The 21,681-nt window shown below is 64.4% G+C and carries 23 protein-coding genes and 1 tRNA gene; 14 read left to right on the top strand and 10 right to left on the bottom strand.

Annotated elements, in window-relative coordinates:
• Positions 1 to 898: 898 nt before the first annotated feature.
• Both ACLFLU_RS27345 and ACLFLU_RS27340 read right to left on the bottom strand, forming a co-directional pair.
• Complete coding sequence (locus ACLFLU_RS27345; protein ID WP_426407871.1) at positions 899 to 1,198, bottom strand: hypothetical protein; 300 nt, start codon at positions 1,196 to 1,198, stop codon at positions 899 to 901.
• Positions 1,199 to 1,217: 19 nt separating this feature from the next.
• A tRNA-Leu gene (locus ACLFLU_RS27340) sits at positions 1,218 to 1,306 on the bottom strand.
• 173 nt (positions 1,307 to 1,479) lie between these two features.
• Between ACLFLU_RS27340 and ACLFLU_RS27335 the strand changes: the two genes are divergently transcribed.
• Positions 1,480 to 1,890 (top strand): twin-arginine translocation pathway signal, encoded by a 411-nt coding sequence (locus ACLFLU_RS27335; protein ID WP_426407870.1) that lies wholly within the window; start codon positions 1,480 to 1,482, stop codon positions 1,888 to 1,890.
• Here ACLFLU_RS27335 and ACLFLU_RS27330 read toward each other — a convergent pair.
• Both ACLFLU_RS27330 and ACLFLU_RS27325 read right to left on the bottom strand, forming a co-directional pair.
• On the bottom strand, positions 1,887 to 3,089 hold the full coding sequence (locus ACLFLU_RS27330) for an FAD-dependent monooxygenase (protein ID WP_426407869.1): 1,203 nt from the start codon (positions 3,087 to 3,089) through the stop codon (positions 1,887 to 1,889). The genes ACLFLU_RS27335 and ACLFLU_RS27330 overlap by 4 nt on opposite strands.
• Before the next feature lie 19 nt (positions 3,090 to 3,108).
• The gene (locus ACLFLU_RS27325) at positions 3,109 to 3,354 is read right to left on the bottom strand and encodes a zinc-finger domain-containing protein (protein ID WP_007602543.1); all 246 of its coding nucleotides are present in this window, start codon (positions 3,352 to 3,354) and stop codon (positions 3,109 to 3,111) included.
• Positions 3,355 to 3,674: 320 nt separating this feature from the next.
• Here ACLFLU_RS27325 and ACLFLU_RS27320 point away from each other — a divergent pair, with 320 nt between their 5' ends.
• Together ACLFLU_RS27320 and ACLFLU_RS27315 are read left to right on the top strand one after the other, a co-directional pair.
• The gene (locus ACLFLU_RS27320) at positions 3,675 to 4,811 is read left to right on the top strand and encodes a hypothetical protein (RefSeq protein WP_426407868.1); all 1,137 of its coding nucleotides are present in this window, start codon (positions 3,675 to 3,677) and stop codon (positions 4,809 to 4,811) included.
• 35 nt (positions 4,812 to 4,846) lie between these two features.
• The gene (locus ACLFLU_RS27315; protein WP_426407867.1) at positions 4,847 to 5,602 is read left to right on the top strand and encodes an alpha/beta fold hydrolase; all 756 of its coding nucleotides are present in this window, start codon (positions 4,847 to 4,849) and stop codon (positions 5,600 to 5,602) included.
• Here the strand turns inward: ACLFLU_RS27315 and ACLFLU_RS27310 are convergent.
• Complete coding sequence (locus ACLFLU_RS27310) at positions 5,588 to 6,964, bottom strand: hypothetical protein (protein ID WP_426407866.1); 1,377 nt, start codon at positions 6,962 to 6,964, stop codon at positions 5,588 to 5,590. The two genes, ACLFLU_RS27315 and ACLFLU_RS27310, sit on opposite strands and share 15 nt — an antisense overlap.
• Positions 6,965 to 7,240: 276 nt before the next feature.
• Between ACLFLU_RS27310 and cysE the strand changes: the two genes are divergently transcribed.
• Positions 7,241 to 8,065 (top strand): serine O-acetyltransferase, encoded by an 825-nt coding sequence (cysE, locus tag ACLFLU_RS27305; RefSeq protein WP_426407865.1) that lies wholly within the window; start codon positions 7,241 to 7,243, stop codon positions 8,063 to 8,065.
• Positions 8,066 to 8,188: 123 nt separating this feature from the next.
• A complete protein-coding gene (locus ACLFLU_RS27300; RefSeq protein ID WP_007602550.1) occupies positions 8,189 to 8,407 on the top strand; it encodes a DUF3126 family protein in 219 nt (72 codons plus the stop codon).
• A 246-nt stretch (positions 8,408 to 8,653) separates the two neighbouring features.
• On the opposite strand, the gene ACLFLU_RS27295 is transcribed toward ACLFLU_RS27300, so the two are convergent.
• A complete protein-coding gene (locus ACLFLU_RS27295; protein WP_426407864.1) occupies positions 8,654 to 9,562 on the bottom strand; it encodes a LysR substrate-binding domain-containing protein in 909 nt (302 codons plus the stop codon).
• Between the two features lie 195 nt (positions 9,563 to 9,757).
• Between ACLFLU_RS27295 and ACLFLU_RS27290 the strand changes: the two genes are divergently transcribed.
• From ACLFLU_RS27290 to ACLFLU_RS27265, 6 genes are all read left to right on the top strand, one after another.
• On the top strand, positions 9,758 to 10,786 hold the full coding sequence (locus tag ACLFLU_RS27290; protein WP_426407863.1) for a transporter substrate-binding domain-containing protein: 1,029 nt from the start codon (positions 9,758 to 9,760) through the stop codon (positions 10,784 to 10,786).
• Between the two features lie 53 nt (positions 10,787 to 10,839).
• Positions 10,840 to 12,033 carry an ABC transporter permease subunit gene (locus ACLFLU_RS27285; RefSeq protein WP_426407862.1) on the top strand — a complete coding sequence of 398 codons (1,194 nt, stop codon included), beginning with the start codon at positions 10,840 to 10,842 and terminating at the stop codon, positions 12,031 to 12,033.
• Positions 12,030 to 13,163, top strand: coding sequence for an amino acid ABC transporter permease (locus tag ACLFLU_RS27280; RefSeq protein ID WP_426407861.1), 1,134 nt, complete (start codon positions 12,030 to 12,032; stop codon positions 13,161 to 13,163). Before ACLFLU_RS27285 ends, ACLFLU_RS27280 begins: the two co-directional genes overlap by 4 nt.
• 26 nt (positions 13,164 to 13,189) lie before the next feature.
• Positions 13,190 to 13,954 carry an amino acid ABC transporter ATP-binding protein gene (locus tag ACLFLU_RS27275; protein ID WP_426414086.1) on the top strand — a complete coding sequence of 255 codons (765 nt, stop codon included), beginning with the start codon at positions 13,190 to 13,192 and terminating at the stop codon, positions 13,952 to 13,954.
• A 64-nt stretch (positions 13,955 to 14,018) separates the two neighbouring features.
• Positions 14,019 to 15,320: a serine hydroxymethyltransferase gene (glyA, locus tag ACLFLU_RS27270; RefSeq protein ID WP_426407860.1), complete on the top strand. Its 1,302-nt coding sequence runs from the start codon at positions 14,019 to 14,021 to the stop codon at positions 15,318 to 15,320.
• A gap of 17 nt (positions 15,321 to 15,337) precedes the next feature.
• Positions 15,338 to 16,507, top strand: coding sequence for an aminotransferase class V-fold PLP-dependent enzyme (locus tag ACLFLU_RS27265; RefSeq protein WP_426407859.1), 1,170 nt, complete (start codon positions 15,338 to 15,340; stop codon positions 16,505 to 16,507).
• 170 nt (positions 16,508 to 16,677) lie between these two features.
• Here ACLFLU_RS27265 and ACLFLU_RS27260 read toward each other — a convergent pair whose 3' ends face one another.
• Positions 16,678 to 17,397, bottom strand: coding sequence for a hypothetical protein (locus tag ACLFLU_RS27260; RefSeq protein ID WP_426407858.1), 720 nt, complete (start codon positions 17,395 to 17,397; stop codon positions 16,678 to 16,680).
• A 224-nt stretch (positions 17,398 to 17,621) separates the two neighbouring features.
• Between ACLFLU_RS27260 and ACLFLU_RS27255 the strand changes: the two genes are divergently transcribed.
• The 3 genes from ACLFLU_RS27255 (at position 17,622) to ACLFLU_RS27245 (ending at position 19,101) form a co-directional block, all read left to right on the top strand.
• Complete coding sequence (locus ACLFLU_RS27255) at positions 17,622 to 17,951, top strand: DUF6949 family protein (protein ID WP_334523618.1); 330 nt, start codon at positions 17,622 to 17,624, stop codon at positions 17,949 to 17,951.
• An 87-nt stretch (positions 17,952 to 18,038) separates the two neighbouring features.
• Positions 18,039 to 18,569, top strand: a complete 531-nt coding sequence (locus tag ACLFLU_RS27250; protein ID WP_426407857.1) for a gamma carbonic anhydrase family protein — start codon at positions 18,039 to 18,041, stop codon at positions 18,567 to 18,569.
• Between the two features lie 163 nt (positions 18,570 to 18,732).
• Positions 18,733 to 19,101, top strand: coding sequence for a hypothetical protein (locus ACLFLU_RS27245; RefSeq protein WP_426407856.1), 369 nt, complete (start codon positions 18,733 to 18,735; stop codon positions 19,099 to 19,101).
• A 218-nt stretch (positions 19,102 to 19,319) separates the two neighbouring features.
• Here ACLFLU_RS27245 and ACLFLU_RS27240 read toward each other — a convergent pair whose 3' ends face one another.
• From ACLFLU_RS27240 to ACLFLU_RS27230, 3 genes are all read right to left on the bottom strand, one after another.
• Entirely contained in the window at positions 19,320 to 19,811 is a 492-nt protein-coding gene (locus ACLFLU_RS27240) for a hypothetical protein (protein WP_426407855.1), read from the bottom strand.
• A 254-nt stretch (positions 19,812 to 20,065) separates the two neighbouring features.
• Positions 20,066 to 20,797, bottom strand: coding sequence for an aspartate/glutamate racemase family protein (locus tag ACLFLU_RS27235; RefSeq protein ID WP_426407854.1), 732 nt, complete (start codon positions 20,795 to 20,797; stop codon positions 20,066 to 20,068).
• A 5-nt stretch (positions 20,798 to 20,802) separates the two neighbouring features.
• Positions 20,803 to 21,681 carry an ABC transporter permease gene (locus ACLFLU_RS27230; protein WP_426407853.1) on the bottom strand — a complete coding sequence of 293 codons (879 nt, stop codon included), beginning with the start codon at positions 21,679 to 21,681 and terminating at the stop codon, positions 20,803 to 20,805.

Here is a 21,681-nt window from a genome sequence, read left to right as displayed (position 1 = left end):
CGCCTGGCTTGCCTGCCTGATCGCGTTGGTGGCCGTGCTGGTGTTCGGCAATCTCGCCAATGATGCTGCGCTCGATACGAATTACGGCTGGGACGTTCGCGCCAACTGCGCCGCTGTCGATGCGCATGTCGACGGGCTCGATCCGTACTACGTGAAGAATCTGAAGGGCACCAAGCTCTCTTACCCCTATCTGCCGGCGACGCTGGACGCCTTTCGTCCGCTGTGTGCGGGCGGCTTTCTTGTCGGCCATCACCGCGGCGTCTTTCTCGTCATCGCCGTGCTCTGCGGCCTGGTGCTGCCCGCGATCGGCCGGACACGCAGTCTGCGTGACGTGGCGCTGCGGGGACTCTACGTGCTCGGCGCGTTCGTTGGTTTCGAATGGGGGCTGGCCTCGGGCAATTTCGCGATTCTGGGCGGCGGATTGACGGCCGCAGCGCTTGCCCTTCTGCTTCGCCCCGCGACGTCCGACGATCGCGACGATGTCCTCCGTATGGCAGGGGCGGCACTGCTTGGCCTCGTCATGTCGTTCAAGCTGGTGTTTGTCCCGCTGCTGGCCGCGCTCTATCTCCTGCCGCTGTCGCGGCGGCGGAAACTTGTTTTGATGGCGGTGGCGGGCCTCGGCTTCGTGCTGCCGATCCTGATTTCGGTCGTCTTCTATCCGGGCTTGTTCTCGAGCTGGTTGCTCGCGATCTCGGGCGCGATCCCCGGTCAGCATTCGGTCCAGACCGAGCAAACCAATCCGTCGCTGCTGCTGCTGGCGCAGACCATCGTTGACTGCGTTGGACTTGCCGACAGCAGGCCGCTCGTGTTCGCCATTTACGCCCTGGCGGCGACCGCGTTTGTGCTCGCACCGCTCGGCTGGTCGCTGCTGCGCGCGATCCGCAACAACGAGGGATCGTTACTGGGACGCCTCGACCGCTGGCTGATGGATCATCCGCAGGCCGCGATGCGGATCACGGTGCTGGCGATGTACGGCCTCTATCTTTGCTCGCCGCGCCTGAAGGAATATGCGTTCTTCGAACTTGCGGTCTACGCCGCCGTCCTGATCGTCGATCTTCCGGCCGCAGCCCTTGCCGCCGTGCTGACCATCGGCGTTGCCGTCCCGACACTGGTCTCGATCACGGGGATCACGATCGAAGGTGGCGTTGTCCAGATCGCGGTCGCGCTGATGTGCTTCTGGATCATGCTGTGGGCGCAATCGGCCTCGTCAGCTCAAATGGTGCGGGCAGCCGGGGTCGAACCGGCACAGCGCTTGCGCACCGAGGGATTTTAAGTCCCTTGCGTCTACCAATTCCGCCATGCCCGCTTGATCCAGAGAGATCAAACACTTAAGTCCCGTCCAACGGTCTGGAATTGGCGCTTGTTGCGCTGGACAGGCGGTTCTTCCTTAAGCGAGCCGGCGGCACAAGGCAAAGCCTCAATCCGGACATTTGGCCCTGCTTTAGGCATTCTCAATTCACGGGGACTATTTTTCCGGCCATGCCTGCTTCGCTTTCCTCTTCCCTGCGCGCCTGCTGCGCGGTAGCCGCGCTGGGCGCGGCCGGCTTCGCGCTGTCCGGCTGCGCCGGCGTGAGCGAGACGATCGCTCCGGCCTTTGCTGATCCCGCCAGATACGAATTGTATGATTGCAAGCAGCTCGAAGGGGAGCGCAAGGCGCTCGCCACCCGCACCGCCGAATTGCAGAAGCTGATGGACAAGGCGGAGACCGGAGCTGGCGGCGCTGTCGTGTCCGAGCTCGCCTATCGCAACGATTATGTCGCGGTGCGAGGGATGGCGCAGCTGGCCGAAGACGCCTGGCGCCGCAACAGGTGCCGGGAAACGCCGCCCAATACGCCGCCGGCGGCGGCTGCGCCACAGCGGCCGGACATCAAGCCCGCTCCGAAACGCTAGGGACGCCAGCCGTAGATCCAGTCCTGCCGCGCCAGCATGCGGTCCGGCCCGAGCGCGCGGATCGCGAGATCGCGCGCGAGTGCGAATGGGCCGCCGAGATGATAGATCCGGCCTTGCTGCCGCGCGGTGCGCTGCACCGTCCTGACACGGGCCTGACGTGCCCAGCCATATTGCTTCAGCGCCGCCGCGACGCTGCTTGCGTCCTCCGCGGCCTCGAGGCTCAGATGCTTGGCGAGCACGGCGGCATCCTCGATCGCCATGCCGGCGCCTTGCGCGGCAAATGGCAGCATCGCGTGCACGGCGTCGCCGAGCAGCGCGACCGGGCCCTCGCTCCAGGGGCATCCATCCGGAACGCCGAACAGCGCCCATTTGCGCCAGCTGTCGACGGCGGCGAGCATCATCCGCGCCGTCGGCGGCCAGCGTGGTGCGGCGAAGGCGTCCATCACCTCGAAGGGATCGCCGGGCGTGCTCCAGCCCGGCCTGTTCCAGGTGCCCGGCAGCACCGCCACCACGTTGAGCTGGCGGCCGCCCGCGATCGGGTAGGCGACGAGATGGGCGTTCGAGCCCATCCAGAGCTGCACCCGCCGCGCGGTGTATTCCTTGGGCAGTTGCGTCGCATCCAGCGTGCCGCGCCAGGCGATCAGCCCGGAGAAGCGCGGCTGCACTTCGGGAAACAGATGCTGGCGGACTGTCGACCAGATGCCGTCGGCGCCGATCAGGGCGCTGGCGAGATCGCTGCGGCGGATGGTTCCGCTGCGATGAACGATCGTCAGTCCCCTGGCGTGGGGGGCGACATCCTCGAATGTCGCGCCCAACTTCAGGTCGATATCGGGATGGTCCGCGACCGCGCCGGCGAGCGCGGATTGCAGGTCGGCGCGATGGATCACCCAATAGGGGGCGCCGGCGCGATTGGCGGCGGCCTCGCCGAGCGGCATCCGCAAAAGCTCGCCGCCGGCCCGCGCGCTCATGATCGAGACCGCTTCGGGCACGACAGCGCGCAGCTTCAGCCGTTCCGTCAGACCGAGCTCGACCAGCACGCGGCTGGCATTGGGGGAGAGTTGCAGGCCGGCGCCGACGTCCTCGAGCCGCTCGGCCTTTTCCAATACGACGATGCGAAAACCGCGGGCGGCCAGCGCAAGCGCAGCCGTCAGTCCTCCGATTCCGGCACCGGCAATGACAATCGTTCGCGGGAGGGCCACCCCTGACCGAGGTGAGCGGTCAGGCCACCTTGTCTTTCAGCACGCATTCCGGCGGGCGGGCTTCGCCTGCCTTCAGGTCGGCCGCGAAGCGGTACAGCGTCGAGCAGTACGGGCAGATGATCTCGTTGTCGTTGCCGAGGTCCAGGAAGACGTGCGGATGATCGAACGGAGGGTTGGCGCCGACGCACATGAACTCTTGCGAGCCGATCTCGATGACGGGGACACCGGCATCGTTATGGAAGTGCGGGACGACATGGTCGGACATCGTAGTTCATCCTGGAGTGGCAATGGCGGCAGACACAATCAGCAGTGACGCGGCATAATTTCGACGTCGCGGACCATACTGATGGGTTCAGGTGATTGCTAGCCCGACGGAACCGAAAGGTTCGCAATTGCCCCATGCTCATTTGCTCTTGCAAATTCGACACAATCTTGCGGCCTGAGAGAAGCCCTTCTTTCGTCGGGGACGTTGTGTCGCAATTTTGGCATACTATGTCTGTGGACGCGTCCAATTGCGGCAAAAGACGAACCATCCGGCGCAAATGATCCGGCGCAAATATTCCTAGGGATGTCCAGGCTCTCAGCATGAAGTGGCTGCGAATCAGCTCCGCATTGGCAGGAATTGCTGCATGCAGCCTTGTGCTCGCGCAGGTAGCGCCGCATGCCCGCGAGGCCAGTGCGATTCTCGCCGCGCAGGACGATCCGGCGGCCCTGTCCGAGCTCAAGCTCGATGCGGCTCTCGCGCACAACGATCGCTTGGTTCAGGACAATATCGAGGCCGCGCTTGGCGCCGGCGATGCCGATCTCGCCGACAGTTTTGTCTCGCTCGCGCGTGACCGCAACATCGCGCTGCCCGATGATCTCCTGAACCGGGTCAGCGATGCCGTCAAAACCGAAAACTCCACCTCGCATGTCGCCAAGCGCTTTGCCACCGGGCTCGTCACCGGCAACGCCGATGATGTCGCGAGCCTGTCGGGGACGGTGGCCGGCGATCTCTTTGTGATCGGCGATATCAGGGACGTCGTCCGCGAGAGCAAGCATCTCGCCATGGGTGACGACACCGACCGCCTCGTGCTCGGCCTTGCGACCGCGGGCCTCGCGGTGACGGCCGTGACCTATCTGTCGGCCGGCGGTGCCGCGCCGGTGCGCGCCGGGCTGACGCTGGTGAAGGATGCCCGCAAGGTCGGGCGGCTCGGCGAAGGTCTCGCCGCATGGGCCGGCCGGTCGGCGCGCGAAATGGTCGACACGCCGATGCTGCAGAACGCGGTCGCCTCTGGCTCGGTGCTGCGGCCGGGTGAGACGGTGAGCGCGATCAAGGCGGCGTTCCGCGTCGAGAAGGCTGGTGCGCTGGTTCGGCTCGGCAAGGACGTCACGCGCGTGGCCGAGAAGACCGGCACGCGCGGCGCCATGGACACGCTGCGCATCGCCGAGGGTCCGAAGGATGTTGCGCGCGCGGCGCGGCTTGCGGAAGTGCAGGGCAGTAAGACACGCGCGATCATGAAGCTGCTCGGCCGCGGCGCGCTGCTGCTCGTCGGCGGCGCGTTCGATCTCACGCTGTGGCTCTTCGGCGCGGCGCTGACATTGTTCGGCCTGCTATCCTCGATCAAGGCGACCACCGAGCGCCTGACGCAAGCCTGGTGCGATCGCAGGCGGCGCCGCCGGCTCCGCCAGGCGCAGTTGGCTGCCGACGCCGCTCTGGCAAACACGGCCGTCACGGCCTAAGATCAATCTATCCCCAAAACACTGCGGAACTTCTGATGCCGAGCTTTCACAACGGCGCTGTTGAAATTGCCTATCTCGACGAAGGCGAGGGCGATCCGATCATCCTGGTGCACGGCTTTGCCTCCAGCAAGAACGTGAACTGGGTCTATCCGACCTGGGTCTCTGAGCTGCGCAAGAACGGCCGCCGCGTCATCGCGCTGGACAATCGCGGCCATGGCGAGAGCGCAAAGCTGTACGAGCCCGCGCAATATTCGATTCCGACCATGGCCGGCGACGTGCTCGCGCTGATGGACCATCTCGCGATCCCGCAGGCCGACATCATGGGCTATTCGATGGGCGGGCGGATGACGGCCTGGCTCGGCCTCAACGAGCCGCAGCGCCTGCGCTCGGCGATCCTCGGCGGCATTGGCATCGGCGGTCTGATCGAGGGCACCGGGCCCGGCGAGAACGTGGCCAAAGCGCTGGAAGCGCCCTCGCTCGACGACGTCACCGATCCCGTCGGCCGCACGTTTCGTGCGTTTGCAGACCAAACCCGCTCCGACCGCCGTGCGCTCGCCGCCTGCCTGCGTGGCACGCGCGATCTCATGACGAGAGACGAGGCCGCGCGCATCGACGTGCCCGTGCTGATTGCGGTCGGCTCGACCGATGATGTCGCGGGATCGGCCAGCGCGCTCGGTGCGATCATCCCCGGCTCGCAAGTGCTCGATATTCCCGGCCGCGATCACATGCGCGCGGTCGGCGACAAGGTCTACAAGACCGGCGTGCTGGACTTTTTGTCACACCGCAGTTGAGCCGTCGTCCGCAGTTTCGTCGTCGCCGAACGCCCGCGCCAGCGCCATCAGCACCACGAAGGTCGCAACCCACACCATGCGCGCGCCGTAGCGGTCGTGTGGCCCTGAGATGATGCCGCAGATGAGGGCGTTGCCGAGCAGGGCCAGCGTCACTGTCGCAGCCAGCAGCGTCAGATCGTCCAGTCTTCGATCGGCGAGCGCGCGTCCGAGCAGTACGAGCAGTCCCAGCATTGAGGCCAACGCGACCGGCACGTGCAGCCAGTTGACGTAGCTGAAATCGAGGTCCCATTGCTGCTGCCTCGCCTCGCGCATCGCGGCCACCTGCGCCGGGATGTAGCGCTCGATGATGCCGTAGGTATGGGGAATCCAGCCGCTGGTGCCTTCGCCGGTCGCGACATGCAGCAATTGCTGCCCCATCGCGCGCAAGGCCGCCTCGGCCTGCCAGGCCGGATAGGCCGCCAGCGACTGCACGACGATGGTACCCATCTCGTCGTTCATCCCCTCGAAGCGGCCGAGCGTGTTGAACATGCTGTGGCCCCACAGGAACTCGTCGGCGGTTGCCGGCAGCTCGTTGCGATACGGACAGAGCTTGAAGTCTTCGCGCGGACAGCGGTCGTTGAGGAAGCGTGCGACGATGCCGTCCTGCATCATGCGGCCGAAGGCGACGCCGGTGCCGCCGGGCGTCCAGGCCCATTTGCCCGACAGCGCGTGGTTGGCCGAGATCAGCATCAGGCCGCCCGCGACGATGGTCAGGCTCGCCTGCGCCAGTCCGGCCATCGGGAGACGATGCCCGAGCAACGGCCGCGCCATCCAGCCGACGGCGCAGAGCCCCAGCAGCACGCCGAGCGTGGCGCTGTGGGTCGCGGCGGCAAAGGCGGTGAAGACGAACAGCGAGACTTTTTCGAGCACCGAAATCCGGCCCGCGCCGACGATCAGCAGGAACAGCGACAGGATCGACAGCCCTGCAAAGATGTCGGTGAGCAGCATGCTGGCGAGCCAGGGCAGCGCCGTCGACAGGATCAGCAGCAGGCTGATCGCGACGAAGCGGAATGTCTGCATCAAGGCGAGCACGCGCAGCGTCAGCTGCAACAGCCACAGCGTCGCCAGCGACTGGACCGCGAGGTTGATCCAGAAGCCGAAATTCTCGCCATAATGCAGATAGAGGCCGAACACGGTGGAGCGGCTCGGCACGAGATAGCCTTCGTACCAGCGCGCCAGATAGCCGCCGGTATCCCATTGCAACAGCGGATAGCCGTTCCAGAACGCCGGCGCGATCAGGAGGAGGGGCAGAGCCATCGCCGCCAGCCGCAGCCAAAAGGTACCCGTGGCGCGCGCGCGCAATTGTTCGGTGGTGATGCTCAAATCCGCTCCGTCCCTGTCCGGACCATGCCCGCAATAACGGTTGGGACGAAATTCACCAATAGTTTGACGCCGCCCGGCTTGAATTTGGCGCAACTCTGACCATTTCAAGCCGACCTTGCCGCCTGGGGGCGTTCCGAGAACCTATTGTGTTTCAACGCGTTGGTATGCTTTCGCGGGGCAAGGCACTGTTCACTCTCAGGCAAGCCCGTCAGGACTTTGTCGCCTAGACTGTGTTATAGAGCCAGCCAAACGAGCCAATTCGAAAGAGCAGATCCCATGGCAGTGCATCAGGTCAATCCGGGAGGAAAGCTCGCAACGCTCGATCCGATCTGGGACCGGATCCGCGGCGAGGCGGAGGACATCGTCCATCGCGAGCCGGAGCTTGCGACCTTCATCTATTCGACGGTGCTGCACCACAGCCGTCTCGAAGATTCCGTGGTCCACCGCGTCGCCGACCGGCTCGACCACGCCGCGCTGTCGGGCGATCTGGTACGCCAGACCTTTGACGAGGCGCTGCGCGACGACCCCGATGTCGGCAACGCCTTCCGCGCCGATCTCGTCGCCGTCTATGACCGCGATCCCGCGACCTCGCGCTTCATCGATCCCTTGCTCTACTTCAAGGGCTTTCACGCGCTCCAGACCCATCGCCTCGCGCACTGGCTCTATCTGAAGGGCCGCAAGGATTTTGCCTATTACCTCCAGAGCCGTGCCTCTGCGGTGTTCCAGACCGACATCAATCCCGCCGCGCGCATCGGCCGCGGTGTTTTTCTCGACCACGCCACCGGCTTCGTCTGCGGCGAGACGGCTGTCATCGAGGACGACGTCTCGATCCTGCACGGCGTCACGCTCGGCGGCACCGGCAAGGAGAACGAGGATCGTCATCCGAAGATTCGTCACGGCGTGCTGATCGGCGCCGGTGCAAAGATCCTCGGCAACATCGAGATCGGCCATTGCGCGCGCATCGCCGCCGGCTCGGTCGTGGTCAAGCCGGTGCCGCACAACGTCACGGTTGCGGGCGTGCCGGCCAAGATCGTCGGCGAGGCCGGCTGCGCCGAGCCGTCGCGCACCATGGACCAGATGATCAACGCGATGGGGCTCTAGACGCGCGCGGTAAGGGCAGGATTTTCCGGCCCTTTTCGTCCCCAAATTCTTTGGCAATTCATGCTGGCGGTTCGCTGCGTCTCGTCCTAAAACCCGCCGACCAATTTTGATCGGAGACTTGCCGTGGACGTCAAAGAAGTCAGAAAGTTAGATGCGTATCTGAAGCGCGTATTCGGCAATCCCAAGATCCGCGTCGTGCCGCGGCCGAAGAAGGATGACTCCGCCGAGGTCTATATCGGCGAGGAGTTCATCGGCGTGCTCTTCGTCGACGACGAGGACGATGATCGCTCGTTCCAGTTCCAGATGGCGATCCTCGAGGACGATCTGGTCGACCAGGAATAGTTTTCGACGCCGTCATTATGAGCGGAGCGGAGTCTTCGCCGCGTACGGCGTCCTCTCGTGTCCCGGACGCACTGCAACGCCCCATAGCGCGTCGAAGACGCGCGTAAACGCCCTTACGGCGGTGCAGTGCAGAGCCGGGACCCAGAAGCCATACAGCGCAATCTAAGCAACATGGGCCCCGGCTCTGTAGCGCACCGTCGAAGAGACGCTGCGCTGCGTCCGGGGCACGCATCGAAGACTAGCCCATCACCGCTGAGCCGTCATCGACGCAGCCACCGCCCGAAGCTCGCTCACGAATTCGGCGATCGCCGGGTTACGCCTTTCACCGGTGCGAAACGCCGCGAATATCCGCCTTGTGATGATCGGCTTGATCTCCTTGAGGCGCAACGTGCCGATATGATCGCGCCCGCGTAGCCCCGGATTGATCGACACAGAGCAGCCTGCCTCGACCATGGCGCGCACCACTTCGAAGCTGTGGCAGCGGGCATTGACGATGGGATCGAAGCCGGCATTGCGGCAGGCACCGACGATCACGTCCGAATAGGTGGCGGACGTCGTGTCGAGGACCCATCGCTCGGTCGCCAACTCCGGCAAGGTGAGGTGAGGCCGCTCGGCCAGCGGATGGTCGCGCGGCAGCAGGACGTGGAGGTGGTCGTCCAGAAGATGCAGCATCTCGACCTGTGTCTCCGACAGGCTTGCCGATGTCGTGAGATCGTCGACAACAGCGACATCCGTCTGCCAGGCGCGTAGCGCAGCCAGGCTGTCGTCGGGCTCCAGCTCCTCGAATATCGTCGCCAGATCGGGGAAGCGAGCCGACATCGCCCGGATCGTCGGCGGAATGAGCGATGCGGCGACCGACGGAAAAGCCGAGACGCGCAATTCGCCGGCGACGGTCTTCTTCAGCTCCGCAAGGTCGGTCTTCGCTTCCTCCAGAACGCCGATGACCCGCCCGGCATGGTCTGCCAGTCGCTGTCCCGCCGGCGTCAGCCGTACGCCGCGGCCCCTGCGTTCGACCAGTTCAACGCCGGTCTCGTCCTCGAGCTGCGCGATTTGCTGTGAAACGGCCGACGGCGAGATCAGCAAAGCCTCGGCCACTGCTGCCATTGTTTTTCGCAGCGAAAGCTCACGAAGCGTGCGGAGTCGGGCGAAATCCATCCTTTAGCTCCTACATGTGCCCAGAGAGCAATCATGCATATTCTCTAATGTATATCGCAAAATTAATTAAGTAGACCAGAATTGTTTTGCGGCTGTAGCTTCATTCCCCAGAGCAGTTCGGGTCTTCACAAGAGGAGCACATCCCAACCCCGGCTGACATGCGTTGGACGACAACAGGCAAAGAGGGGTTCTCAGATGGCTCGTTCCAAATTCCTGGTCGCTGCGCTCGCCGCAGCATCGCTCTGGGCGAGCGGTGCATCCGCCTCCGTCCTCGACAACGTCAAGCAGCGCGGCATCCTGAACTGCGGCACCGACAACACGGCCCCTGGCTTCGGCTACCTCAACACCAAGACCGGCAAGATCGAGGGGCTAGATGCCGATTTCTGCCGCGCCATGGCCGCCGCCGTTCTCGGCGACGCCAGCAAGGTCAACTTCGTCATCGTCACCGACAAGAGTCGCTTCAACGCCTTGCAGACCGGGCAGGCCGATGTCGTCTTTGCACATACGACGATCAAGCCGGTGCGCGAATCCGCGATCGGCATCGATTTCCTGCCGATCAATTTCTACGACGGCACCGGCATGATGGTGAAGTCTGCGTCCGGTGTGAAATCCGTTGCGGAGCTGGACGGCGCGACGATCTGCACGACGCAGGGCTCCGGCACCGAAGCCACGCTCGCCAGCTTCGTCCGCGTACGCGGTTTCAAGACCACCAAGGTTCTCACCTTCGAGAATCTCGAGAAGCTCTTCGGTGCGCTCCAGAGCGATCGCTGCAACGCGATGTCGACGGACAAATCCGCGCTTGCGGCCTGGCGTGGCAACTCGCCCAAGCCGGACGACTTCACCATCCTGCCCGAGACTCTGAACAAGTCGCCGTTCGCCGGTTTCGTCATCGCCAACGATTCCAGATGGCGCAATCTCCTGCGCTGGGCGACCTTCGCGCTGTTCCAGGCGGAAGAGTGGGACATCACATCGGCTAATCTGGCCGACAGGCAGAAGGACGAGACCGCCTTCGTGCAGAAATTCCTCGGCGTGAAGGACGGCTTTGGCAAGGATTTCGGCGTCGCCGACGATTTCGTCGCCAGCATGATCAAGTCGGTCGGCAATTACGGCGAGATCTACGACCGTAACCTCGGACCCAAGACACCGTATTTCATCGACCGGGCCGGCACGCCCAACGCGATGTGGACCAAGGGCGGTGCCGAGTACTCGCCTCCGTGGAACTGAGCCGCATGATCATGGGCGAGCCGACGGGCTCGCCTCGATCTCGGGAGGGCGTCGTGACCACGCAGATTGCCGAATATCACAGCATCCCGCCGGCGCGTCGTGGCCTGCTGATCGCGTCCAAATGGCTTTTGCAGGCTGCGATCGTCATCGCCGTGGCGGGGCTCGTCATCTGGCTCGGCCTCGCGGTGCGTGAAGCGCTCGCCCGCAAGGGCATCCAGTTCTCGTTCGGTTATCTCGGCAATGTCGCAAATTTCAGTCTCAGTGAAGGCTTCGTGCCTGCACGTGAGGGCAACTGGCTGGTTCTGGAGCTTTTCTCTCCCACTCACACCAATCTGCAGGCGCTGCTGGCGGGCCTGTGGAATTCGCTAAAGGTCGCACTGTCGGCGATCGTCCTCTGCACCATGTTCGGGACGCTGGTCGGCATCGGCCGGCTCTCGACGAATTGGCTGGTGCGCAACCTCTGCTTTGGGCTGGTCGAAGCCATACGCAACACACCGCTGCTGATCCAGATCGTGTTCTGGTACTTCGCGGTGGTGCTGCGGTTTCCTCCGGCCAATGCCGCTTCGAATTGGTTTGGCGGCCTTCTCGCCAGCCGTTCGGGCGTGTTCTTTCCTGGCCTTGCGATTTCCGAGCGCACAGGTGTTGCGTCGTGGGGATTGCTCGCCGCGGCCGTCGCCCTGGTTGCCGCCGGCGTGGTTCTGCGCGGACTGCGACTCCGGTTGATCCTCCTGGCCGCGGCGATCGCGGCCCTGATGGCGGCCGCCTTCGTCGGGTTTCCCCTTGGCCTTGACCTTCCGGTCGCGACCCGGTTCGGCGCGCGCGGAGGCTTTGCCATCTCACCGGAAATGACGGCGCTCCTTGTTGCGATCGTCGTCAACAGCTCCGCCTATGTCGCCGAGATCGTCCGCGGCGCGATCGAGTCCTTGCCGAAGGGGCAATGGGAGGCATCTGCCTCGCTCGGATTGTCGCGGTCCCACACGCTGCGCGACATTATCCTTCCCCAGGTCTTCCGGATCGTCCTGCCGTCGCTCGCCAACCGCTACATCAGCTTGACCAAGGATACTTCGCTCGGGATCGCGATCGGCTTCCCCGATCTGTTCAACGTCTATGGCACCGTCTCGAACCAGACCGGGCGAAACCTCGAAGGCGTCGTGATCGTGATGCTGACCTATCTCGCGCTGAGCTGGATCATCAGCGGCTGCGTGAATGGCCTCAACGCGCGCGTCAACGGACGGAGGATGCGATGACCACGGTCGCGCTGCGGTGGGTCCACCGCAATCTTTTCGCCAAGCCGTTCGATACTGCGCTGTCGCTTGTCGTCATCCCGCTGCTGGCCTGGGCTCTCTATACCTTTGCCTACTGGGTGTTGGTCCAGGCGCATTGGCAAGTCGTCGGCGGCAGCTTCAAGGTGCTGATGACCGGCATCTATCCGGCCGACCAGTTGTGGCGGGCATGGTTCTCCGTCGCGACGCTCTGCGCGATGTTCGGCGCGGGCCTCGGCCTTTCGGTTCGCCCGGGGCGGGCCGCGTTGACGGTCGTCACATTGGTCGTAATGTTGATCGCCGCGGGGGTGGCAGCCGCGATCGATGTGCATTCTGGCATCCTCACTGCCGCTGGCGCGGCTCTCGGCATCGCTGCATGGATCGGCTCCCATCGTTCGGGCGTCGACCAGCGCATCGTTCTCTCCGGGCTTCTCGCCGGCGTCGTCGCAATCTTCGTCGTGCTCTCGCCGCCGGGCTTCGAGGTCTGGGGTGGTCTGCTGCTGAGCGTCGTCCTGACGATCGCGGTTTCGATCCTGACCTTGCCCTTCGGAATCCTGCTTGCACTCGGCCGGCAGAGCCGCATCACCAGCCTGCGCGTGATTTCGACCGCCTATATCGAGACGATGCGGTCGGTGCCGTTGATCCTCGTGGTTTACTGGATCTGGATCATCGTGCCGCTGCTGGCGCCCGATACGTCCGTTCCGGGGCTGCTGCGCGGCATGGCCGGCTTTGCGCTGTTCTTTGCGGCCTATGTCGCCGAATATGTGCGCAGCGGACTTCAGGCCGTGCCGAGGGGGCAGATCGAGGCGGCACGTTCGCTCGCCATGAGCAGCTGGACGCTCAATGTCGATATCGTCCTGCCGCAGGCGCTGCGGGTTGTCGTTCCCTCGCTGGTCGGACAGATCCTCGACATCTTCAACGGTGCGACGCTGGTCTTCATCATCGGCCTGACCGATTTTCTGCGCGCCGGACAAATGATCCTGGCCGATCCGCAGAACAGTGGCCGGACCTATGAGGTCTATGTCTTCCTGTTCGCCGTCTATCTCGCCATCGGCGGAACGATCACCTACGCCTCGCGCCGCCTCGAAGCCCATCTCGCAAGGGGATCACGATGAACGCCATCCCGATTCCAGCAGCCACGATGTCGCGCGATGTCATCGTCAGCATTGGCCGCCTCAACAAGTCCTTTGGCGCGTTTCATGTCCTCAAGGACGTCGATCTCGATGTCGGGCGCGGCGAGGTCGTCGTCATCATCGGTGCTAGCGGCTCGGGAAAGTCGACCTTGATCCGCTGCGTCAACGGTCTGGAGATGTACCAGAGCGGACGGCTGACCGTCGACGGCTTCAGCATGCCGACGGAAGCCGATCGTGCGATCGGCGGCGAGAAGGAGCTGGCCAGGATCCGCAAGGGCGTCGGCATGGTGTTCCAGCAGTTCAATCTGTTTCCGCATATGAGCGCGATCGATAACGTCGCAATTGCGCCGATCCGCGTTCGTGGCCGCAAGCCGGACGAGGCGAGGGCGAGCGCGTTGCGTCTGCTCGAGCGGGTCGGGCTGCATGATCATGCTCACAAACTTCCGGCCCAGTTGTCTGGCGGTCAGCAGCAGCGCGTTGCAATCGCCCGGTCGCTCGCAATGGAGCCGCATATCATGCTGTTCGATGAGCCGACCTCGGCGCTCGATCCCGAGATGGTCGGCGAGGTTCTCGATGTCATGCGCGAGCTCGCGCGCGAAGGCATGACCATGATGATCGTGACCCATGAGATGGGCTTCGCCCGCGAGGTCGCCGATCGCGTCGTCTACATCGATCACGGACGCATTCTGGAGGTCGGCACGCCGGTGGAGATCTTCGACCGGCCGACCCATGAACGAACCCGGACCTTTCTCTCGCGCGTGCTCCGTCACTGACGAAGCAGGCGCCCACGCACGCGCGGACCAAGCGCATTCTGATCACCTGGCAAGAGGATCACACATGTCACTTTCGACCGGCGCCGTTCAGGCCCATTCAACTGACGCCAACTGGCCCACTCTCTTTGGCGCCGATGCCCATCAGATCGGTGCCGACGTCGTCGCGCTGATCGACCAGGATCGGAAGCGGGAGACGTCGTCCCTTAACATGATCGCGTCGGCGTCCTACGCGCCGCTCGGCCTCCGGCAGATCGAGGGGACCCATCTCGTCAACCGTGCGCCGATGGGCCTGCCCGGTCGTCGCAGCGTCGCCAATTGCGAAGAGCTCGACGCGATCGAGAACCTCGCCATCGATCGTGCGAAGGCGATCTTCGGCGCCGAATATGTCAACGTGCAGGCGCTGTCTTCGACCATCGCCAACGTCGCCGTGCTGCGCGCGATCCTGCCTGCCGAAGGCGCGCGGTTGCTCACCTTCGACGAGCTCGCCGGTGGCCATGTCAGCCACGGCGCCATGCGCCATATCACCGGCGCGAACCGCGAGGTGGTCTCGTTCGGCGTCACCCGCGCGGGCGCGGTCGATCTGGATCAGGCCCGCGACCTTGCGCGCAAGGTGAAGCCGCACGTCCTGCTCGCGGGTCCATCCTCGTATCCGCGCGAGATCGACTTTGCCGGGTTGAAGACCATTGCCGATGAGGCCGGCGCGCTGCTCTTCACCGACATCGCCCATGTCGCGGGGCTGATCGCCGCCGGCCTTCATGCCAATCCCGTTCCGTTCTCCGACGTGTCCACGACCTCGACGCAGAAGACGCTTTGCGGACCGCGCAATGGTGCCTTTGTGTTCGCCAGGCAGCGTTTCGGCGCCGCCATCGACGCCGCCGTCTATCCCGGTTTGCAGGGCCCGGCGGCCTCGAACATGATCGCGGCGCGGGCGGTGCAGATGGAGATGATTACCCGACCCGCTTTCGCGCAGCTCATGCGTGACGTCGTCGCCAATGCAAAGGCGTTCGGCGCGGGCCTGGAGGAGGGCGGGATCGAACTCTACACCGGCGGCACGGACTCGCACATGATCATGGCCTACACCGGCGAGAGCTGGACGCAGCCGGAGCTGGTCGCGGGGCTCGGTGCCCATGGGATCGTCGGCAACGCCATGCGTGCACCGGGGCAAGCGGGCGAACCACGGACCGCTTTCCGGTTTGGCAGCATCGCGCTGACGATCCGCGGCTTCGAGACGGCCGAAGCCGCGAAGCTCGGTCGCGATGTCGCGGCAATCCTGCGTGCGGGCCCGACCGCTCCAGTCGATCCGGCGCGGCTTCGCAGGCTGAACGACCTGGCCATCGCCCATCCCATTCCGTCCTTTGTCGATTGATACCAGAGCCACGCATCATGAGCCGCCATTACGACGTTGCCGCAATCCGCCGCCAGTTCCCCGTGACCGAGCGCTTGCTCTATCTCGATTCCGCCCATCAGACGCCGCTTGCAACCAGCGTTCGCGAAGCCCTGCTTGGCTTCTATCGGGAAGGGCTCGAGACGGCCGGCCCCAAGCCTGTCTGGCTTGAGCGGATCGAGCAGGTCCGCGCCCGGGTGGCAAAACTGCTGAACGCTGCGCCGGCCGAGATCGCCTTCACCAAGAACACCTCCGAGGGAATGAACATTGCGGCGAACGCGTTGCCGCTGACGGCGGGAGACAATGTGCTTCTGGTCGAAGGCGACCATCCCAACAACGCTTACGCTTTCCTCAATTTGCGGCGCAAGGGCGTGGAGGTGCGTTTCGTGCCGATGACGGGCGAGACGGCACACGCCGAGATGTTCACGCCTCATATCGATGCCCGCACGCGCGCGATCTCGCTCTCGCACGTCACCTTTCATGCGGGACACCGTTTCGACATCGACGGCATCGGAGCGCTCTGCGCGCAAAAGGGGCTCTATTTCGTCATCGATGCAATGCAGTCGACCGGTGTCATCCCACTCGACGCCAGGGCAAGCGGCGCGAGCCTCATCGGTTCGGGCTGCCATAAGGGATTGCTGGTGCCGCAGGGCCTCGGCATCCTCTACTGCCGGCAGGGTCTCGACGAGCTCCAGCCGGCCTATCTGGCGATGTCGAGCCTTGCGCATCCGCCCGGCGATTACATTGCACGTGCCGACAACATGACGCCAAAGGCGGGTGCCGGGCGGTTCGAGATCGGCAACCTCAATCTGCCCGATATTCATGCGCTGGACGCTTCGCTCACGCTCATCGAGAGCGTCGGGTTGTCGGCCATCGAGGCGCATCTCTACGATCTTGGCGACCGCCTGATCGAGCGCATCGACGATCTCGGGATCCGCCTCGTCGGACCGCGCAACCGCGCCGATCGCTCGCCGCACATCTACGTGCTGGATTTGCCGGCGGACGAGTGCGCCGACTATCTGGCCAGCCGGCAGGTGCGCGTATCCCCCGAGCGCGACGGCATCCGTATTTCCTTCGGCCTGTTCAACACGGCCGAGGATGTCGACCGGTTCGCGGGCATACTCGCCGAGAGCGGTAATCTGCCGGCTCGTGCGGGCGCAGCCGCCTGAAAGGCCGGCGAGGCAGGCGGCTGACGGGATCATGCGATGATCTCATCTTGCCCCTGTTTTGCCCGACGGGTCAAGCCAAAATTCGAAAAAGGCGAAGTCTTAAGAATACGAAGTCATGACAGGCGCTTGGCTACTGTGCATGGGGTTGATTTCGACTTTTTGTCGCGCGCTCAGCTTCGTGGCCCTCGCAACTGCGTCGTCAGCTTCTCCATCGCGTCCGCGACGTCGCGCCATTGCGACAGCCAGCTGCGAGGAAAGCGGAAGGTGAGGTCGGCGCCGCCGACGCGGCGCTCGGACAGGCACATGCCGGGCGTGGCCGCATCGCGTGTGCAGCGCGCCGTGAGCGCGGGGCTCGTCGCGGAATAGAGATCCTCGCTGCCGTACGGCGTGTCGCTGCGGAACATCCGCATCGTCAGCCCGTCGTCCGGTGTCGCCGCAGCCTGGTCGAAATAGCGCGGATAGATCGTCGCGGTTCGTTGCTCGGGCGACATCGCATCGTGATGCGCCGCGATCGACAGGAAGATGCGGTCGATCGGCTGCATCGCCGTGTCCACCGTATCTGCCGTCACGTGCCGCGGCCCGGTGGGCGCTTCCAGCGAGGGATAGAGGAAATCGAGATCGATACGCTCCTGCGGCCCGGAGTGCCGCTGGATCTTCATCCGGATCGCCGGGATCGGCAGGTTGAACAGCGTGCCGCCGACGCTGACCGGCAGCTTGTCCGGCGCGTCGGCGCCGCCCGCGCTCCAGGTTGGCCACAAGAGATAGGCAACCAGCGCGATCGCGCTCGCCGCGAAGACGCCGGTGAGCGCAATCGGGACGAGATGCGTCCGGGTGCGCGTCTTTGCGCCAGTCCTGGAGGAGCGAAGGGAGGTTGCCGAAAACACCGTCATGACGTCGCGCAAATGGCCCCGAGGGTCGGCCGGTGGCCGACGAATCACCGGCGAATATGCCACGCGGCGGCGATATCGCGGAAGGTTCCCGGCTAGTGGGAACGGGAGGGCGCTCTGCGCGGGCCGGGCGGCCGCGTTAACCTTCGCTTAAGGATAATGTAGCGTTAACCGGCACTATTTGTCACAGGAAGGCTCCTCGCGTTGCGTATCGGCGGAGTGTTCCGATGACACCTGAAGCTTTCAATACCCTCTTCTCGATCTGCATCGGCTTCGCGCTCGCGGGCGCGCTCGCAAATGGATACCAGGCGATGTCGCAACGGCCTGCCGGTTTCGGGCTGTTGCAGGAGGGCGTGGCTCCGAAGACATTTGCGGCGGTGCCATTCCTGGTGTTCGCGGCGCCCTTCATCATCATGCGCAACACGTTCCGCGGCATGCGGCTGGAGAGCCGGCGCTTCGAGTTCGTGATGATGGCCACCGTCATCGCCGGCTTCTGGAGCATGATGAGCGGCACCTTCTTCCTGATGACGCTGCGCGCGACCGGCGTGCTGGGCTGACGCCTTGCAGGGCTGCCCGCTGCGGCGGCCCTTTGCCTGTTCGTCGTCGTTTCGCTATGGCTGGGGTTGACGCGACAGGAGACCTTCATGGCAATCTACGAGCTCGACGGGCAGGCGCCCGATCTTCCCTCTGACGGCAATTACTTCATCGCTGAGACTGCGACCGTGATCGGCCGCGTGCGCCTGAAGCCGGGCGCGAGCGTCTGGTTCGGCGCCGTGCTGCGCGGCGACAACGAGTGGATCGAGATCGGCGAGGGCGCCAACGTGCAGGATGGCTCGACCTGCCACACCGATCTCGGCTTTCCCTTGGTGATCGGCAAGAACTGCACTGTCGGCCACAACGTCATCCTGCACGGCTGCACCATCGAAGAGGGCGCGCTGATCGGCATGGGCTCGATCGTGATGAACGGCGCGAAGATCGGCCGCAACAGCATCGTGGGTGCCGGCTCCGTCATCACCGAGGGCAAGGAGTTTCCCGAACGCTCGTTGATCATCGGCTCGCCCGCGCGCGTGATCCGCACGCTCGACGACGCCCAGGTGCAGAAGATGGGAAGCGCGGCGAGGTTCTACGTCGCCAACGGTCCGCGCTTCAAGAAGGGCCTGAAGCGGATCGGCTGAACTCAGCCGCCGTCGGACTCGCGCGCTGCGCGTTCCGCAAGCGCTTCCATCAAGAGCTGACGCTCGCGCGGAAGTGAGCCACCCCGCCTATCATGAATGGTCGAGTGACATTAGCTTGGCCTCTCTTTGGAGCGTGGAGCGTTTCCACGCGGAGGATGAGTTGATGTTACGCAAGATGATCATGGCCGCACTGGCCATCGCGGCGGTCGGTCTCGCAGCGCCTCAGGCGGCGCAGGCGGGGGGCGGCCACATGGGCGGCGGCCATTGGGGCGGCGGAGGCGGCTGGGGCCATGGTGGTGGCTGGGGCCACGGCTGGCATGGCGGCGGTTTCTGGCCTGGTGTCGCAATCGGCGCCGGCATCGCGGGTGCCGGCTATTATGGTGCCTATGGTTATGGCTACGGCTATGGCGACCCTTATTACTACGGCGGCGGCTATGACGATGGCGGCTATGGCGCGCAGTGCTACCTCGTTCGGCAGCGCGTGATGACGCAATGGGGCTGGCGCGTTCGTCGCGTTCAGGTCTGTGAATAAGGACCGCTATTAGCGTGGATGCCTGGCTGAGGCACCCCAATACCGCGACAGTAAAAAACAAGGCCGTTGACGCAGTATACCGTCAACGACCTTGCCAGCCCCGGATATTAAAATCGGCTCACGCCATCCGGTATGGGCGAGCATCGCGCGGAATCATACGGACGAATGTGATCCATTTCACAAGTGGCGAAAATAAAAGCTGGCGGCGCGGGATCTAATCAGCCGCGTGTGCGTTTGCGGGCGCTGGCATGGCGGTGGCGCGCCGGTTTCCTCGGGGTAACCGAGGGCGTGTCGGCCTCAGTGGACCGGACACTGGCAAAGGATTGCCGCAGACTGTCGATGGATTCGTTCAAGCCGGCGACCTGATCCGACAGGCGCTTGGTGTCGGCCTGCTGTGAGGCGAGCAGTTTCTTCATGGTCAAAAGCTGGTCCTGCACGACCTGGAGCTGGTCGATCGATTCCTGCTGGGTCGCCTCAAGTCCCTTGGTCTTCTCGACCAATTGTTCGGAGGCCTGCGCCGCGCGCACCTGAAGCTGCCGCGATGCGACCACCCGGTCGGTCTCCGGCGCAGCGCCGGTATAGGCGCGCCAGATCGCGATCGAGGTGACGCCGGCGATCAGGAGCAGCAGCGCGGCAGCCGTCAACGCGATCGGCTGGGCGCCGAGACGAAGGAGTGGATTGGACGGTGTGTCCTCTGCGAGATCGATCATCGCTGACAAAACCCAAATTGAAACTTGGCGAGTGGCGTGGCGAAGAGCGGCAGCACAAGAACGCAGAACAAGGCGGCCGGGATGTCCCGAAACCGCTACAGTTCAGCAACAAATGGGACGAAAAGGTGGCCGCCGGCGGAAAAAGCGCAATTGACCCAAGGCGACGGCTCTGGCGGGCGAGGGCGGCGCGCCCAAAAGAAGTCCCTGTCCAGGCCGAATTCGGGTTGAGTGGAAAGTATCAGGGTACAGGAGGCCTACGGCTGAAACGGCGCAAACAGGCCTGAATAGGTCTTCGAGCGCGGTGCCGCGTAGGGGCCGAGCCGGGATGTCGTCAGCCCCAGCCGCACCAGTCCCTCGGCCAGCGTCACCGCAGCCGCAACGCCGTCGACCACCGGCAGGCCGTGGGTGGCGGAGAGTTCGGCGGCGAGATCGGCCATGCCGGCGCAGCCGAGCACGATGGCCTCGGCGCGGTCGTCGCGGATCGCGGCCGTGATTTCCGCGGAGATCTTGCCGAGAGCGTCTGCGTTGCGCTGCTCGAGCGCGAGCACAGGGACCTCGGCGGCGCGCACGCGGGCGCAGCGCTCGGCGAGGCCGTACTTCCGCAAATTATGCTCGATCGGCACGATGGAGACGCCAAGCGTCGTCACCACGGCAAAGCGCGCCGCGATCAGGCTCGCGACGTGAAAGCCGGCTTCGCCGATGCCGATCACCGGCGCCTTGGCCACAGCGCGTGCGGCGTCGAGGCCGGTGTCGTCGAAGCACGCAATGATGTGGGCGTTCGCGCCGTCGCGATCGGCGTCGCGAATGCAGCCAAGCATGCCGGGGACGGCGAAGGCTTCGTCGTAAAATCCCTCGATCGAGACCGGGCCCATCGCGGGCTGGCGTGCATCGATCACGGTGTCGGGCAATGCGATCGCGCGCGCCGCCGCGGCGATCTTCGCCGTCATCGTGGCAGTGGTGTTGGGATTGACGACGTGCAGTCGCATCGCAGTTAGACAAGCCCTTTTCCGGCGTCCGAGCCCTTGGCCGCCTGCCGCTTGTTGAGCATGTGGATGGTGCCGAGCGCAAGCGTGATCACCGCAAAAGACACCGCGGAGATGATGGTGCCGAGCGCGTAGATGTCCGGATTCGTCACGGTCGTGGTGAGGCCCTGGAGATCGAGCGGCAATGTATTCACCGCGCCGATGGCCTGGCTGGAGCGTGCGAGCTCGTCCCAGGATAGCGTGAAGCCGAACAGGCCGATGCCGATCACCGACGGCAGGATGATCGGCAGCACGACATGACGGAAGGCCTGCCACGGCGTCGCACCGAGATCGCGCGCGGCTTCCTCGAGTCTGGGATCAAAGCGGTTGAAGATCGCAAACATGATCAGGAGGCCGAACGGCAGCGTCCAGGTCAGATGTGCGCCGAGCCCGGAGGTGAGCAGGCCCATCGAGGTCTCGAAATTCTCGTTCCAGTGTGCCTTGATCAGATCGTCGATGATGCGGAATTCGAGCGAGATCCCGAGCGAGGTGATGATCGAGGGAACGATAAGGCTTGCGATCGCCGAGTAGAACAGAATGCTTTGCGCCTTGAACTTCCGGCGGAAAGCCATGCCGGCGGCGACCGACAGCACGACGGTGACCGCCATCACGATGACGCCGAGCAGCAGCGAGCGACGGAAGGCCGCGCCAAGATCGACGATGCCGGTGCCCTGGAATAGCTTTTGGAGCCAGAAGGTCGAGACGCCATTCATCGGGAAGGTGAGGCCGCCTTGCGGCCCCTGGAACGACAGCACGTAGATCGCGATCATCGGGCCGTAGAGAAACAGCACATAGGCCGCGAAGAAGATCGCGAGCACATAGAAAGAGCGCGGGCGTCCTTCCTTCAT

It is taken from the genome of Bradyrhizobium ganzhouense (genome assembly GCF_049949285.1).
GTDB lineage: Bacteria > Pseudomonadota > Alphaproteobacteria > Rhizobiales > Xanthobacteraceae > Bradyrhizobium > Bradyrhizobium ganzhouense.
The sequence above is the reverse complement of the archived record's forward strand: the minus strand, read 5'-3'. Positions and strand labels throughout refer to the sequence as shown.

What these genes read in the sequence shown, in the direction of transcription:
- cysE (WP_426407865.1), top strand. Translation starts at nt 7,241, where the DNA reads ATGGCAGTGCATCAGGTCAATCCGGGAGGAAAGCTCGCAACGCTCGAT.
- ACLFLU_RS27255 (WP_334523618.1), top strand. Translation starts at nt 17,622, where the DNA reads ATGACACCTGAAGCTTTCAATACCCTCTTCTCGATCTGCATCGGCTTC.
- ACLFLU_RS27280 (WP_426407861.1), top strand. Translation starts at nt 12,030, where the DNA reads ATGACCACGGTCGCGCTGCGGTGGGTCCACCGCAATCTTTTCGCCAAG.
- ACLFLU_RS27250 (WP_426407857.1), top strand. Translation starts at nt 18,039, where the DNA reads ATGGCAATCTACGAGCTCGACGGGCAGGCGCCCGATCTTCCCTCTGAC.
- ACLFLU_RS27230 (WP_426407853.1), bottom strand. Translation starts at nt 21,681, where the DNA reads ATGAAGGAAGGACGCCCGCGCTCTTTCTATGTGCTCGCGATCTTCTTC.
- ACLFLU_RS27295 (WP_426407864.1), bottom strand. Translation starts at nt 9,562, where the DNA reads ATGGATTTCGCCCGACTCCGCACGCTTCGTGAGCTTTCGCTGCGAAAA.
- ACLFLU_RS27320 (WP_426407868.1), top strand. Translation starts at nt 3,675, where the DNA reads ATGAAGTGGCTGCGAATCAGCTCCGCATTGGCAGGAATTGCTGCATGC.
- ACLFLU_RS27260 (WP_426407858.1), bottom strand. Translation starts at nt 17,397, where the DNA reads ATGACGGTGTTTTCGGCAACCTCCCTTCGCTCCTCCAGGACTGGCGCA.
- ACLFLU_RS27325 (WP_007602543.1), bottom strand. Translation starts at nt 3,354, where the DNA reads ATGTCCGACCATGTCGTCCCGCACTTCCATAACGATGCCGGTGTCCCC.
- ACLFLU_RS27265 (WP_426407859.1), top strand. Translation starts at nt 15,338, where the DNA reads ATGAGCCGCCATTACGACGTTGCCGCAATCCGCCGCCAGTTCCCCGTG.
- ACLFLU_RS27275 (WP_426414086.1), top strand. Translation starts at nt 13,190, where the DNA reads ATGTCGCGCGATGTCATCGTCAGCATTGGCCGCCTCAACAAGTCCTTT.
- ACLFLU_RS27335 (WP_426407870.1), top strand. Translation starts at nt 1,480, where the DNA reads ATGCCTGCTTCGCTTTCCTCTTCCCTGCGCGCCTGCTGCGCGGTAGCC.
- ACLFLU_RS27315 (WP_426407867.1), top strand. Translation starts at nt 4,847, where the DNA reads ATGCCGAGCTTTCACAACGGCGCTGTTGAAATTGCCTATCTCGACGAA.
- ACLFLU_RS27240 (WP_426407855.1), bottom strand. Translation starts at nt 19,811, where the DNA reads ATGATCGATCTCGCAGAGGACACACCGTCCAATCCACTCCTTCGTCTC.
- ACLFLU_RS27245 (WP_426407856.1), top strand. Translation starts at nt 18,733, where the DNA reads ATGTTACGCAAGATGATCATGGCCGCACTGGCCATCGCGGCGGTCGGT.
- ACLFLU_RS27235 (WP_426407854.1), bottom strand. Translation starts at nt 20,797, where the DNA reads ATGCGACTGCACGTCGTCAATCCCAACACCACTGCCACGATGACGGCG.
- ACLFLU_RS27290 (WP_426407863.1), top strand. Translation starts at nt 9,758, where the DNA reads ATGGCTCGTTCCAAATTCCTGGTCGCTGCGCTCGCCGCAGCATCGCTC.
- glyA (WP_426407860.1), top strand. Translation starts at nt 14,019, where the DNA reads ATGTCACTTTCGACCGGCGCCGTTCAGGCCCATTCAACTGACGCCAAC.